This window comes from Bacteroides sp., assembly GCF_028690125.1.
Taxonomy (GTDB): domain Bacteria; phylum Bacteroidota; class Bacteroidia; order Bacteroidales; family Bacteroidaceae; genus Bacteroides.
Genome location: NZ_JAQVBV010000015.1, coordinates 79,412 through 93,205 on the forward strand (window position 1 = coordinate 79,412; position 13,794 = coordinate 93,205).

Here is a 13,794-nt window from a genome sequence, read left to right on the forward strand (position 1 = left end):
CTTTCACTTTATTGAAGTAGATATTAATACTATAAGTACCATCTACACTCTGCCCTCTTCTTTATCATAAGTATACCCTTCTTTATCTCCTTCGCTTCCATCGGTCTGATTGGAGTAGGTGATGTCATGGTTGGCATAATAGAAATGTGCCAGGAGTAACCTGCCATTACATCAATACGGCTTTTGATGGACTGGATATCTTTGGCGTAATTCAAGTAAAAGTCCAAAAGATGGTTGCGACGCAGGTTATCCCACGTATTGCCTCCTCCCAGATTAGGGAAATTAGTGTATTGTGCACTTTGGATGGAACCGGGTAGTGCGAAGTTACGTCCTGTTGTTTTGGTAACGTCGTAGCCCAGGTTCAGGTTGGCGTGAAGATATTCCAGTCCATGAATTTTATAGTCCAGTTGGATATTTCCTAAACTACGGTTTGTCTTTCTGTTATTATCTTTGTCATATAATAAAGAAAAGGGATTGTAAGTCGCTACCGACTGTACTGCTCCGGGTATTTCCGACTAGTTCCAATAACCATGATAGTTTCCGTTTTCTGTGTGCATCGGTTTTGTCGGGTCAAAGAAAGCGGCTGTGCCTACTGCTCCCGAATCGGCAAAACGATTCTTGTTGATCGTACCTTTTATGTTGATGTCCACGCTTAGGTACTCCTTAAAGAACTTTAGACTAAGGTTGATAGCAGCCTATATCTTTCGTAGGTAGATGTCTTGAGAGTACCCCGTTCATTATTGTAACCGAGGCTGACTCGGTAAGGCAAGATACCTGTTTTACCGGCGATAGCAATGTTTTGGTCGGTGCTCAAACCTGGCTGGTAAATAGTGTCTTGCCAGTTGGTAGACTGATTGGGGTATTTTTAGTACGGTGAACGTTTCGATGTCGTTAGGATTGATCGTAGCTAGCGCATTAGGAGTACTTGGAGCGGCATCGTTGGAAATAGGGATACCATCGATCACAATCAACGGATCGTTGGAGGCATTCAGTGATGTGCCTCCGCGGATACGGATGGTAGAACCTGCTCCAGGGCTGCCATCGCTCGGAGCTACAAATAGCCCCGGTACTTTGCCTTGGATTAATTCTTGTGGTGAAGTAACAGCACCACGATTCATATCTTCTGCTTTATCGCTACTACGGAACCGCTTAAATTACTCTTCTTTACTGAATCGTAGCCGATTACAACGCCATCATTCAACAGTTGGCTATCGTCTTGCAGGGTGACTGTAACGGAGGGAGCTGCTTTTACTTCTGCCTGTTTGTATCCGATATAGGAGATAGTAAGTATGGCATCTTTGGCTACATTCAGTGTAAAGTTACCGTCGAAGTCGGTAATTGTACCTGTTTCAGTACCTTTGATGATGATATTTGCACCGATCACCGGCTCTCCTGTAGCATCTTTCACGTGTCCTTTGACTGTAATCGGCTGTGCATACGCGCTCAATGATAAGAATAGCCCTAGTAATATGGGGAGAACCGTTTGAAAGATTCTGAAATTAGATTGCTTCATGTATTCTTATATTTAAAGTTTGCAGTATTAATAATTAAGTGCATATCCTCAAAACATCTTGTTATAAATACCTATTGAAAACATATATTCTTAAAGGACTATATGGATTATAATTTCTTTAGTCCTTTGCTTTCCGAATGATCTTTTACCTCTTTGATGCTGATCGCATATCCGCCACCGTTAGCGGCACGCAGGTTCAGTTTGCTTTTGCTGGTCAGAATGCCTTTTTTGATTGTATATGCTTGTGGGTTCTCTTTCCAGTCAGCGTCCTTGGCATCTGCATAAACTGTGGCAATATATTGTTTGCCCGGAGTCAGGAAGTCGAATACCAATTCGGAGGTATGGCCGTTTTCTCCGGCTGTGCAGCCTATATACCAATCATCTGTTCCTTTTGCTTTGCGGGCGATAGTGATGTAATCTCCCGGTTCTGCTTCCAGGTATTTGCTTTCATCCCAGTCTATGGCGACATCTTTGATAAATTGGAAAGCGTCCATGAAGCGTTCATAATTTTCGGGAATGTCGGCGGCCATTTGTAGTGGGCTGTACATGGTGACATACAAGGCTAATTGACGAGCTAATGTCGAACGTACTTGTGAATTATTGCCCGGATTCATCTTGTTGCAATGTGTTTCGAAAATGCCCGGAGTATAATCCATCGGACCACCAATCAGTCGCGTGAATGGAAGGATAGTAGTGTGATATACTTTATTTCCTCCGAAAGATTCATATTCGGTTCCGCGTGCTGATTCGTTGCCGATCAGGTTGGGATAAGTGCGACAAACACCGGTTGGGCGGGTAGCCTCGTGGGCATTGACCATGATTTTGTAGTCGGCAGCTTTGGTCACTGCATATAAGTAGTGGTTGTTCATCCATTGTCCGTAATGGTGTTCTCCGCGAGGGATAATGTTGCCTACATAACCACTTTTTACAGAGTTGTATCCGTTGTCTGCCATGAATTGGTAAGCCTGATCCATGTGTCGTTCGTAGTTGCGGACAGATCCGGAAGTTTCGTGGTGCATCATCATTTTGATCCCTTTGCTTGCTGCATAGCGGTGGACTTCCTGTACGTTGAAGTCGGGATAGGGAGTCACAAAGTCGAATACATAGTCTTTGCTGTTGCCAAACCAGTCTTCCCAACCTTCGTTCCATCCTTCTACAAGTACTGCGTCAAATCCGTGAGTTGCCGCAAAGTCGATGTAACGTTTCACGTTGGATGTGTTGGCAGAATGTTTACCGTTCGGTTTTGTCTTGAAGTAGTCGGTTTCACCCAATTTTACGCTGGTCAGTTCGTCAGTATAAGCCCATGAACCTTTTCCGGTGATCATGTCCCACCATACGCCGATATATTTCACCGGTTTCACCCAAGAAGTATCTTCAATCTTGCAAGGTTCGTTCAGGTTTAAGGTAATGCGTGAAGCAAGGATATTGCGGGCGTCATCACTCACGATTACAGTACGCCACGGGCTGTTGCAAGGTGTTTGCATATAACCTTTGTCTCCTTTAGCGTCCGGTGTCAGCCATGATTCGAATATCATGTTTTTGTCATCAAGGTTCAGGTTCATGCAGGAGTAGTCGATCAGAGCTGCTTCGTGAAGGTTGATGTATAAGCCATCATCGGTTTTCATCATCAGTGCTGTCTGAACACCTGTTGGTGAGAACGGAGTCTGAGAAGTGTTGGGAGTAATGGCTTGCTTCATCAAACCTCTGATTTCGGACAGGCGGGAAATGGTGTAGTCATATTCTTGTGTGTCATAATCGCCTGGTATCCAGTAGGTGGTGTGATCACCTGCCATTGCAAATTGGGAATGTTCTTCTTTAATCACGAAGTAGTTCAGTGACTTCTGCTGTGGAAATTCATAACGGAATCCCAGTCCGTCATTGAATAAGCGGAAACGCAAAAGGATAGAACGGTCATTGGCGGGTTGATAGAGGATGACTGCCAGTTCATTATAATGATTGCGTATTTCCTTTTCTTCACCCCAAACCGGTTGCCAGGTTTCGTCAAAAGTGGAAGTGCGCGCGTCTTTCAGTTCAAATCCGTTATAAAGGTTGGTCTTTGAATCGAGCTTATTCATATCTCTGCGGTCTACCCAGTCGAAATCTGTTTTAGCCGCATTCTCTTTCTTCAGTTCCAGACCTAATTTACTCGGTTTGATGACTGCTTTTTCATTGTAGTTTAATTCATACGTTGGTGCACCTTCTTTGTCTAATTGGAAGGTCATTACCAGATTTCCATCCGGTGAGGTCAGTTTCTGCTGTGCGTTCGTAAAAAACGAAATGCAGAGTAAGGCAATAATCAATAAATTCTTTTTCATTCTTTTTATGGTATTAAATTATAATTCAGTTCTCGATAGTTGTTTTATAAGGTTCTGAAGGGGTTTATTAACCGGTTTGTGGAGTATTAATAGTCTACTTCTCAGGTATTAATAGTCTACGAATCAACTATTAATACCTATCAACTCAACTATTAATGGCTAATAATCCGGTTGTTTTTACCCTTAAAAATAGGTTTTGTCCATCTGGAAAGATCGCTTGATGCACTTGTGAAAATTGGAAGTTGCAGACTATTCAATTTAGGTTTTTCAGTGCTTCACATAAAGGATGTCACAAATATAGATGGTATCTTTTCCGTTAAATTTAACTGGAAAGAAAATATAAGTATTTGCAAGCACTAATGTATTGTTATACAATGTATTGATTGCTTGTAGGCTTCTGGCAAATATAAGTTGTTATGAACTTTTTCAGAACGATATGACCCATATCCCCCGGCTTGGGAGAGTTAGTTTTTCTCCTAATTCAACCTTTTCATCGGTCAGTATATTGTAGGCGGAAGAGGCGGGTAATATTTCCCGGTAAGTTGCTAGGTCAATTGTTTGCTCCCGGTTGTTTCCATTCAGGAATACGACAACTGATTTATCACCGTATTTGCGTTCGTATACATAAATTCCTTTGTCTGGAGTAAAATGTTTCAGTTTGCCTTTGGCAATCACTTCGTTGCCTTTTCTCCATTGAAGCAGCTTTTGCAAGAAGGAGAATGCTTCGTTTTGTTGAGGCGTACGGTTGGCGGTATTAAAGGAATTGTTTGTGTCACCGTGCCAACCACCGGGGAAATCACGGCGAAGCAGTCCGTCTCCGTTTGCTTTATCGGCAGCCATTAAGATTTCCGTTCCGTAATATATCTGAGGGATTCCGCGTGTTGTCAGCAAGAAAGTCAATGCTTGCTTGTATCTGTCCAGATTCTTGGTATCCGCATCCGAACGATAGAAACGGGATGTATCATGGTTGTCGAGGAAGATTAGCAGATTCATCGGGTCGGCATATACGATGTCTTGAGCCAGGTATTCATACAGGCGGCAAAGTCCACCGTTCCAGTCTGTTGTTTCTTCATCGAAAGCACTGTTTATCTGATCCATTAGCGGAAAATCCATGACGGTGCGTAAGTTCGAATTCTTGGGTGCGGCTACTTTACTGTCTTTTTGCCAATAGGAGACAAGTACATTGCTGCCTATCCAAGTTTCTCCTACAATATTGAAGTCAGGATATTCTTCTGTAACCGCTTTGCACCAGTGAGACATCATGTCGAAGTCTGCGTAAGGATGCGTGTCCTGACGGATACCATTAATTCCTCCATATTCAATCCACCAAATACTGTTTTGTATCAGATACGTGGCTACATGACGGTTGCGTTGGTTGAAATCGGGCATAACTTGGGTGAACCAACCGTCTACTACTATCTTTTTTGCATACTCTGAGGCATACGGATCTGATGGTGTAGCAGTTTTGAAAGTAGTCTGTGCATAGCTGCCTTTGAAGTTGAACCAGTCTTTGGAGGGCATATCTTTGAAAAGATAGTTCTCGTTTCCACAATGATTGAAAATCATGTCCATTACAACTTTCAGCCCTTTGTTGTGAGCTTGTTTCACTAGATTGCAGAATTCTTCGTTACTTCCGAAACGGCGGTCTATCTGGTAATAGTCGGTAATGGCGTAACCATGATAGGAACCTTCTTTCATATTATTTTCTTGAACCGGATTGAGCCAGATGCTTGTTGCTCCCAGATCTGCTATGTAGTCCAGATGGTTTTCTATTCCTTTCAGGTCACCACCGTGGCGGGCAAATGGATCATTACGGTCTACTTTTGCTTCCAACATTCCGGGGGCGATATCATTGGAAGAATCGCCGTTTGCAAAACGGTCCGGCATGATGAGGTAAAGTACGTCGCCGGCATTAAATCCTTCTACTTCCGAGGCTTTCGGTTTTCTTTGTTTTAACTCGTAGGGGATTGTCGTACTTTTTTTCCCTTCTTTCAGGATAATATTGAATTGTTGGGGAGCTGCTTCCGATAGGTTTAGATATAATAGCAGATAATTGGGATTTTCCTGTTTTACGACTTCTTGCAGAGTGATATCCGCGGAGGATATACTGACTTCCGCAGAAGATATATGATCTCCATAGATTAATACTTGTAGTTCGGGGTTTTTCATTCCCGCCCACCAGAAGGCAGGAGCTACTTTCTTAATGGCAGTTGTTGCGAATGTTTGGTGGCAACTGAATAATAGCAGTAAGATTGCAAATAAAAAATTCCTTTTCATGGCAGCATAGATTTTTAATGTTCGCTCGGAGAACCGATGTCGCAAATGTAAAGGGATGAAGTATGCCAAATTGAAATTAGAATATAAATATAAGTTCGTATGATGATTATAATATTGATTATTAAACTTTTAAATATTTGCGGACTACTGAAAAATATAAGTGATAATGAAAATTGTTATTCTTAATATATTTCATTATCATTACTATATTTATTATATTTGTGACATCTTTAAAATGTACTTTATGAGGAATGTAGCTTATTATATTTTTTCTTTCTTATTCGCTTGTCCGCTTTTGTCTTTTGCAGAATATGCGGATAATAAGGCAGCACTTAAAAGCTTGGATGATGTAATAAGCAGGAAAGAAATATTTCAAGTTCAGAAAGAAAAGAAAATTGATAGTCTGAAGGTTCAACTTGCTCATACTACAGATCCTTTGGGTAAGTATAGTTTGTATGATTCTCTGTTTGATGCTTATGTCCATTATCAAGCAGATTCTGCCCTCCATTATGTAAATGAAAGAATGAATATTCTGCCTCTGTTAAACCGTCCGGAACTGGAGAATGAAATCATAATTGACCGGGCAACTGTCATGGGGGTGATGGGTATGTATATGGAGGCTATGGAGCAATTGGAGAAGATAAATCCTCGAATGCTGAATAAAGAGACTTTATTGTTTTATTATCAAACTTATCGAACTTGTTACGGGTGGCTTGCTGACTATACTACTAATAGAGAGGAGAAAAAGAAATATTTGTTGAAAACGGAATTATACCGGGACTCTATTATCAGTGTAATGTCTCCGGAAACGAACAGAACTATTGTTGCGGCAGAAAAATGTATTGTGAATGGGAAGGCTGATACTGCTTTGGTGATGCTGAACGATGCACTGAGGGATGTGGTTAATGAACGCCAGAAAGTATTCATTTATTATACGATGTCCGAAGCGTATCGTATGAAAAAAGATACAGAAAAAGAAGTATACTATCTGATATTGACGGCTATTGCTGATCTGGAATCTTCGGTTAGAGAGTATGCCTCTTTACAAAAGTTGGCTTATTTAATGTATGAGCTGGGTGATATTGATCGTGCATACAAATATTTAAGTTGTTCGATGGAAGATGCTGTTGCCTGTAATGCCCGTCTGCGTTTTATTGAAGTGACAGAATTCTTCCCGATCATTGACAAAGCTTATAAACTAAAGGAGGAAAAAGAACGTGCGGCTTCTCGTGCTATGTTGATTAGTGTCAGTTTGCTTTCCTTATTTCTTCTTATTGCTATTTTCTTCCTGTATCGCTGGATGAGGAAACTGACTGCTATGAGACGTAACCTGAGTATGGCTAACAAACAAATGTCCGAAGTGAATAAGGAATTGGAGCAAACCGGAAAAATCAAGGAGGTATACATTGCCCGTTATCTGGACAGGTGTGTGAACTATCTGGATAAGTTGGAAACTTATCGTCGGTCGTTAGCTAAATTAGCGATGGCGTCTCGTGTGGAGGATCTGTTTAAGGCGATCAAGTCCGAACAATTTATCCGTGATGAACGGAACGAGTTTTATAATGAGTTTGACAAGTCTTTCCTGAAACTTTTTCCAAACTTTATTTCTTCCTTTAATAACTTACTGGTGGAAGAGGGAAGGGTATATCCTAAGTCTGACGAGTTATTGACGACGGAACTCCGTATTTTTGCACTTATCCGCCTAGGGGTAGTTGATAGTAACCGAATTGCTCATTTCCTGGGTTATTCTTTGGCAACTATCTATAATTATCGTAGTAGAATGCGTAATAAGGCTGCCGGAGATAAAGACCGATTCGAGCAGGATGTGATGAATCTATAAATGGGTAATTTCAAAATAGATAATTTACGCGTATCTATTATTCATAATTCAGCATACAATAATCCCCTTATTCTGACTCTATTGATGAAGTGAAATAGAGAAGAATAAGGGGAAGTTTAATTTCCAAAAGTCTCAGTCTATCAGTTTTTAAATTCTAAATTCGGTTCTTGAAACTTCTTCTTGTAATCTATTCTTTATTATTTATACCCTGCCGCTTTGGCTATTCTTTGAGGTATTTCTGTATTGTCAATCTTCTCGCCGAATAATTGAGAACCCGCACCGATAGCAAATACGGGAACATAACCGGCAGAGTGTCCACCGCTTGCCCAATCTATCATAGCAATATCATTTATTATTTCCTTAGCACAAGCTGCTATTGGTTCGCTTTTTGAATACATACTTTCGGCAAATACTACTTTATTCTTTATGAATGATTCTTCAAACTCATCACGCAATTCTCTTTCTTGTTTCCAGGAAATAGGCACTTCTTTCCAGAATCCCATTTCTTCTCCAAGAAATTCCTTCATATCTTCCCAAGTTACCTTATTCTCTTTGGACTTTCTTAGTTCACTGATACGTTTAGAGAGTCCGTCTGTAGACTTTTTCTGGTACTGAAGGGCTTTCAGATTTAGTTCATATCTTCCTTTGCCTAATGCGATTCCGCCTGTCTCGTGGTCTGCCGTAATAACAATCAGCGTTTCTTTCGGGTGTTTCTTGTAAAACTCATAGGCTACTTTTACGGCTGCATCCATATCTTTTATTTCATTGAATACTGTTGCTGCATCATTGCCATGAGCAGCCCAGTCAATTTTTCCACCTTCTACCATAAGGAAGAAACCCTTGTCTTTGCCTTTCATCAGAAAGTCAATGGCACTTTCTGTGATTTGTACCAATGTTAAGTCGTTATCATCCCGGTCGATAGCGTAAGGCAAGCAATCAGGATCTTTACCTTCTTCTTGTATCAGGATCATTTTCTGTGCTTTATCTGCTTTTGATTTGTAGTCATTGTAACCACGTGCAATAGTATATCCCGCTTCTTCTAAAATAGGGTAGATGCTAGGTGCATCTTTCTTATTATAAGTTTTTGAAGGTTTAAGAAAACCGCCTCCGGCGTAAAAATCAAAGTTAGCTTTGGGGAGATCTAATGCAATCTCATAATACATATTTCTATTGGGTTGGTGAGCATAGAAAGCAGAAGGAGTTGCATGATCAACACTGACGGAAGTGGTTATACCTACTTTTTTTCCGGCTTTCTTGGCTTTCTCGGCAATGGTTTCAAGAGGTTGTTTGTCTTCCCCTACGGCAATGGCACTATTATAGGTTTTCTTACCCGTGGATAGAGCCGTGCCAGCCGCTGCAGAGTCTGTTACAGAGTTGGTTGCAGAAAAGGTGGTTGCCATAGTAGCTACCGGAAATTGAGTGAACAACAATGGCTCAACGCCGATTCGTCCGTTTTGTATCTCGGCATAATACATTTCGGCACCATTTACCTGATTAACTCCCATTCCATCGCCGATGAAATAGAACACGTATTTTGCCTGTCCGTTAGCTACAACAGATATAAGGACGAAAAATAATGTATAAATTAGCTTTTTCATTTTGAACATTTGATAATGAGTTAGTGATTGTGCAAAAGTAGTGAAAAAAGAAAATGGTCGGTAGATATCGGAGGTCAAATATTGGATATTTAATTAGATCTTATTATATATGACATTGTTATATTAAAGAAAGAGGATATTCTGCTTAGAATATCCTCTTTCTTTAATTATAATTATAAATTAAGCCTTAACGCGACCTACGTAAGAACCATCACGCGTATCGATTTCGATTGTTTCGCCTTCATTGATGAACAAAGGAACACGTACGGTTGCACCTGACTCTACAGTAGCGGGTTTCAATGTGTTAGTAGCAGTATCGCCTTTCATACCCGGTTCGGTGTAGGTAACTTTCATCTGAACTTTGATCGGCATATCTGCATAAAGTACAGTCTCAGTAGTAGCATCAGAAACAACTTCCAATATTGTACCTTCGAGCAAGAAATCAACACCATTGATCAAATCATGAGCAATGGGATGTTGGTCGAATGTTTCTTGATTCATGAAGATATAATCTTCTCCTTCTTTATATAAGAATTGGTATGGGCGACGTTCTACACGTACGTCTTCCAGTTTCTCACCGATGTTGAAACGGCGTTCAAGAACGTAACCACTGATTACATCTTTCAGTTTGGTACGCATGAAAGTGTTGCCTTTACCCGGTTTTACATGTAGGAATTCGATACAGAAATAGAGCTTTCCGTCCATACGGATACAAGTCCCGTTTTTGATGTCTTGAGAATTAATCATACTGATATTTTCTTATTTATATTATTGTTATTTAGTTGTCGCTATCTTAATTCGAGTACAAAAGTAATCTAAATCGGTAAAAAACACAAAAACTTTTGAGCAAAAAAGAGTTATCTCTTGGTTAATTTAAAAAAAGTGCCTATTTTTGCAGCCCAATTACGTAGAATAATAACATAAAAACAAGATACAGTAATGAAAAGAACATTTCAACCCTCTAACAGAAAGAGAAAAAACAAGCACGGTTTCCGTGAGAGAATGGAATCGGCTAACGGTCGTAGAGTTTTAGCTGCACGTCGTGCGAAAGGCAGAAAGAAACTGACTGTTTCTGATGAATACAACGGACGTAAGGACTGATAAACATCAGCCATCAGGCATACAAGGAAGGCAGAGTTGATAAAAACTCTGCCTTCCTTGTTTTTTATTCTATATCTTATGACTCTCATAAAAGGAGAACCTTAGAAAACTAAGAATAAAAACTCAAGTCTTTGCCTTCTAATTTGGTGTGTTAAAAAAAAACTATTCTGTTTTTAATATCTCACTTTTTGTCTTTCTTTGTGAAGAAATTATAGAAGGACAAAAGGTAGTATGATGTCTTATTAAGACACTAGAAAACTATATATATGATTATAGGGTTGTTGAAATCTATAGGAGTGGGGATTATAGTTGCAACAATTATGGCGATGAGAAATGTCCTTGCGTTTCAAGGAAGGACATTTTCATCGCTTTCTATTCCAAAATTCAACTTATTTGTCGTATCTTTGACCCAGATTAACAGCAATGCGTATGACTATTAAAGAATTCTTTTCTTTTAAAACAAATAAATATTTCTGGCTGAATATCATTGGCATGGTTGTGGTAGTGATATTACTATTATTTGGTGTGATGAAATGGCTTGATACTTACACCCGTCACGGTGAGGCTGTTGTTGTTCCGGATGTGAAAGGAATGACTGTGGACGAAGCTTCAAAGATGTTTCGCAATAATGGGCTGGAATGTATTGTATCAGATTCTAATTATGTAAAAAATAAACCTGCTGGCATCATTCTTGAACTCAATCCCGGAGCTGGGCAGAAGGTAAAAGAGGGACGCATAATCTATTTAACTATTAATACGCTAAATATCCCTTTACGTGCTGTTCCTAATGTGGCAGATAACAGTTCTCTTCGCCAGGCTCAGGCTAAAGTGCTGGCCTCTGGTTTTAAGTTAAATGAACCGGAAATGATGAGTGGTGAAAAAGATTGGGTTTATGGTGTAAAATATAGGGGCCGTTTGCTTACTGCCGGAGAAAAAATACCTTTGGGTGCTTCTCTGACATTAATGGTAGGAAACGGAACGGAGAATATATTGGAAGACGACTCTGTGGAGAATGAAGTAACGGAACCTGTTACGTCTGAATCGTCGTCTACTCAGGATGATAGCTGGTTTTGATTGTAAACAACAGAAATAAGCTCGCATGATAGAGGAAGAACTTCCGGATGAACTGGAAAATGACTTGGATGATATAGAACCGGTTGGTGATGAAGCCCAACTGTATGAGCATTTTCGTGTGGTCGTAGATAAGGGACAGGCGATGGTGAGAGTGGATAAATATCTGTTCGAACGTATTGTCAATGCTTCTCGTAACCGCATTCAGAAGGCTGCTGAAGATGGATTTGTTATGGCTAACGGTAAATCGGTAAAGAGTAGCTATAAAGTGAAGCCGCTTGATGTTCTTACCGTAATGATGGATCGTCCGCGTTATGACAATGAAATTATCCCGGAAGATATTCCCCTTAATATTGTTTATGAAGATCCATATGTCATGGTAGTGAATAAGCCTGCCGGTTTGGTCGTACATCCGGGACACGGAAATTATCACGGTACTTTGGTGAATGCTTTGGCATGGCATATGAAAGATGTGCCCGGTTATGATGCCAATGATCCGCACGTCGGATTAGTTCACCGGATCGACAAAGATACTTCCGGCTTGGTGGTAATTGCTAAGACACCCGATGCCAAAACGAATTTAGGTCTTCAATTCTATAATAAGACTACAAAACGCAAGTATCGTGCTTTGGTGTGGGGAGTTGTAGAAAAAGATGAAGGAACGATTGTTGGCAGCATTGCCCGTAATCCGAAAGACCGGATGCAGATGGCTGTAATGTCTGATCCGACTATAGGAAAATATGCGGTAACTCATTATCGTGTGTTGGAACGGTTGGGATATGTAACTTTAGTGGAGTGTGTGCTTGAAACAGGGCGTACGCACCAGATTCGCGTCCATATGAAACATATAGGACATATTTTGTTTAATGACGAACGCTACGGCGGTCACGAGATATTAAAAGGTACTCACTTTAGTAAGTACAAACAATTTGTAAATAATTGCTTTGACACTTGTCCTCGACAGGCTTTGCATGCAATGACATTGGGATTTATTCATCCCGTCACAGGTGAAGAGATGTTTTTTACTTCTGAACTTCCGGATGATATGACCCGGCTTATCGAGAAGTGGAGAGGCTATATAAGTAATAGAGATTTAGAATGAAACGCACAATTGCTATCGTAGCTGGAGGTGATACCTCCGAATTTCATGTATCCCTGCGTAGTGCACAGGGAATCTATTCCTTTATTGATAAGGAAAAGTATACACTGTATATCGTTGAAATGCAAGGAGTCCGTTGGGAAGTCCAGTTGCCGGATGGTACAAAAGTGCCTGTAGACCGCAATGATTTCAGTTTTGTGCTTGGAACGGAAAAGATAAAGTTTGACTTTGCCTATATTACTATTCATGGAACTCCGGGAGAAGATGGGCGTCTTCAGGGATATTTTGATATGCTGCACATTCCGTATTCCTGCTGTGGAGTATTGGCTGCTGCTATCACTTATGATAAGTTTGCATGCAGTCAGTATCTGAAAGTATTTGGTGTACGTATTGCCGAGTCGCTTCTTTTACGCCACGGACAATCCGTTACCGATGAAGATGTACTGGAAAAGATTGGTTTGCCTTGCTTTATCAAACCAAGCTTGGGCGGATCGAGCTTTGGAGTAACAAAGGTAAAGACAAAAGAACAGATACAACCTGCCATTATAAAAGCTTTTGAAGAGGCCCAGGAAGTTTTGGTGGAAGCTTTTATGGATGGAACAGAACTGACATGTGGCTGTTACAAGACAAAAGAAAAGTCAGTGGTTTTTCCTCCCACAGAGGTTGTGACTCATAATGAATTTTTTGATTATGATGCCAAATACAATGGTCAGGTGGATGAAATAACTCCTGCACGCATTTCGGACGAATTAACTAACCGCGTGCAGTTACTGACTTCAGCTATTTATGATATATTGGGTTGTTCCGGTATCATTCGTGTGGATTATATCGTGACTGCCGGTGAGAAAATCAATCTTCTGGAGGTAAATACGACTCCGGGAATGACTGCTACCAGCTTTATTCCCCAGCAGGTACGTGCTGCCGGTCTGGATATAAAGGATGTGATGACTGATATTATCGAAAATAAATTTTAATTCCTT

At 40.5% G+C, this 13,794-nt stretch carries 13 protein-coding genes; 6 read left to right on the forward strand and 7 right to left on the reverse strand.

The features are described 5' to 3' along the window. Positions 1-146 precede the first annotated feature (146 nt). Positions 147-317, forward strand: coding sequence for a hypothetical protein (locus PHO71_RS11580; protein ID WP_300203352.1), 171 nt, complete (start codon positions 147-149; stop codon positions 315-317). A 198-nt stretch (positions 318-515) separates the two neighbouring features. On the opposite strand, the gene PHO71_RS11585 is transcribed toward PHO71_RS11580, so the two are convergent. From PHO71_RS11585 to PHO71_RS11605, 5 genes are all read right to left on the reverse strand, one after another. After that, the gene (locus PHO71_RS11585) at positions 516-650 is read right to left on the reverse strand and encodes a hypothetical protein (RefSeq protein ID WP_300203354.1); all 135 of its coding nucleotides are present in this window, start codon (positions 648-650) and stop codon (positions 516-518) included. A 129-nt stretch (positions 651-779) separates the two neighbouring features. Continuing rightward, positions 780-1,118 carry a TonB-dependent receptor plug domain-containing protein gene (locus tag PHO71_RS11590; RefSeq protein ID WP_300203356.1) on the reverse strand — a complete coding sequence of 113 codons (339 nt, stop codon included), beginning with the start codon at positions 1,116-1,118 and terminating at the stop codon, positions 780-782. Beyond that, on the reverse strand, positions 1,115-1,513 hold the full coding sequence (locus PHO71_RS11595) for a carboxypeptidase-like regulatory domain-containing protein (protein WP_300203358.1): 399 nt from the start codon (positions 1,511-1,513) through the stop codon (positions 1,115-1,117). The genes PHO71_RS11590 and PHO71_RS11595 overlap by 4 nt, the downstream gene beginning before the upstream one ends. Positions 1,514-1,620: 107 nt before the next feature. Continuing rightward, complete coding sequence (locus PHO71_RS11600) at positions 1,621-3,828, reverse strand: glycoside hydrolase family 97 protein (RefSeq protein ID WP_300203360.1); 2,208 nt, start codon at positions 3,826-3,828, stop codon at positions 1,621-1,623. Positions 3,829-4,254: 426 nt separating this feature from the next. Continuing rightward, positions 4,255-6,105: a glycoside hydrolase family 13 protein gene (locus PHO71_RS11605; protein ID WP_300203362.1), complete on the reverse strand. Its 1,851-nt coding sequence runs from the start codon at positions 6,103-6,105 to the stop codon at positions 4,255-4,257. Positions 6,106-6,349: 244 nt separating this feature from the next. On the opposite strand from PHO71_RS11605, the gene PHO71_RS11610 reads away from it, so the two are divergent. Next, positions 6,350-7,945, forward strand: coding sequence for a DUF6377 domain-containing protein (locus PHO71_RS11610; RefSeq protein WP_300203364.1), 1,596 nt, complete (start codon positions 6,350-6,352; stop codon positions 7,943-7,945). A gap of 197 nt (positions 7,946-8,142) precedes the next feature. Here PHO71_RS11610 and PHO71_RS11615 read toward each other — a convergent pair whose 3' ends face one another. Continuing rightward, positions 8,143-9,543 (reverse strand): alkaline phosphatase, encoded by a 1,401-nt coding sequence (locus PHO71_RS11615; RefSeq protein WP_300203366.1) that lies wholly within the window; start codon positions 9,541-9,543, stop codon positions 8,143-8,145. 180 nt (positions 9,544-9,723) lie between these two features. After that, a complete protein-coding gene (gene efp / locus PHO71_RS11620; protein WP_300203368.1) occupies positions 9,724-10,290 on the reverse strand; it encodes an elongation factor P in 567 nt (188 codons plus the stop codon). A gap of 192 nt (positions 10,291-10,482) precedes the next feature. Between efp and rpmH the strand changes: the two genes are divergently transcribed. The 4 genes from rpmH (at position 10,483) to PHO71_RS11640 (ending at position 13,788) form a co-directional block, all read left to right on the forward strand. Beyond that, positions 10,483-10,644: a 50S ribosomal protein L34 gene (gene rpmH, locus PHO71_RS11625; protein ID WP_300203370.1), complete on the forward strand. Its 162-nt coding sequence runs from the start codon at positions 10,483-10,485 to the stop codon at positions 10,642-10,644. A 429-nt stretch (positions 10,645-11,073) separates the two neighbouring features. Next, positions 11,074-11,718: a PASTA domain-containing protein gene (locus tag PHO71_RS11630; RefSeq protein WP_300203372.1), complete on the forward strand. Its 645-nt coding sequence runs from the start codon at positions 11,074-11,076 to the stop codon at positions 11,716-11,718. A 25-nt stretch (positions 11,719-11,743) separates the two neighbouring features. Next, positions 11,744-12,817 (forward strand): RluA family pseudouridine synthase, encoded by a 1,074-nt coding sequence (locus PHO71_RS11635; protein WP_300203374.1) that lies wholly within the window; start codon positions 11,744-11,746, stop codon positions 12,815-12,817. Next, a complete protein-coding gene (locus PHO71_RS11640) occupies positions 12,814-13,788 on the forward strand; it encodes a D-alanine--D-alanine ligase (protein ID WP_300203376.1) in 975 nt (324 codons plus the stop codon). The genes PHO71_RS11635 and PHO71_RS11640 overlap by 4 nt, the downstream gene beginning before the upstream one ends. Positions 13,789-13,794 lie beyond the last annotated feature (6 nt).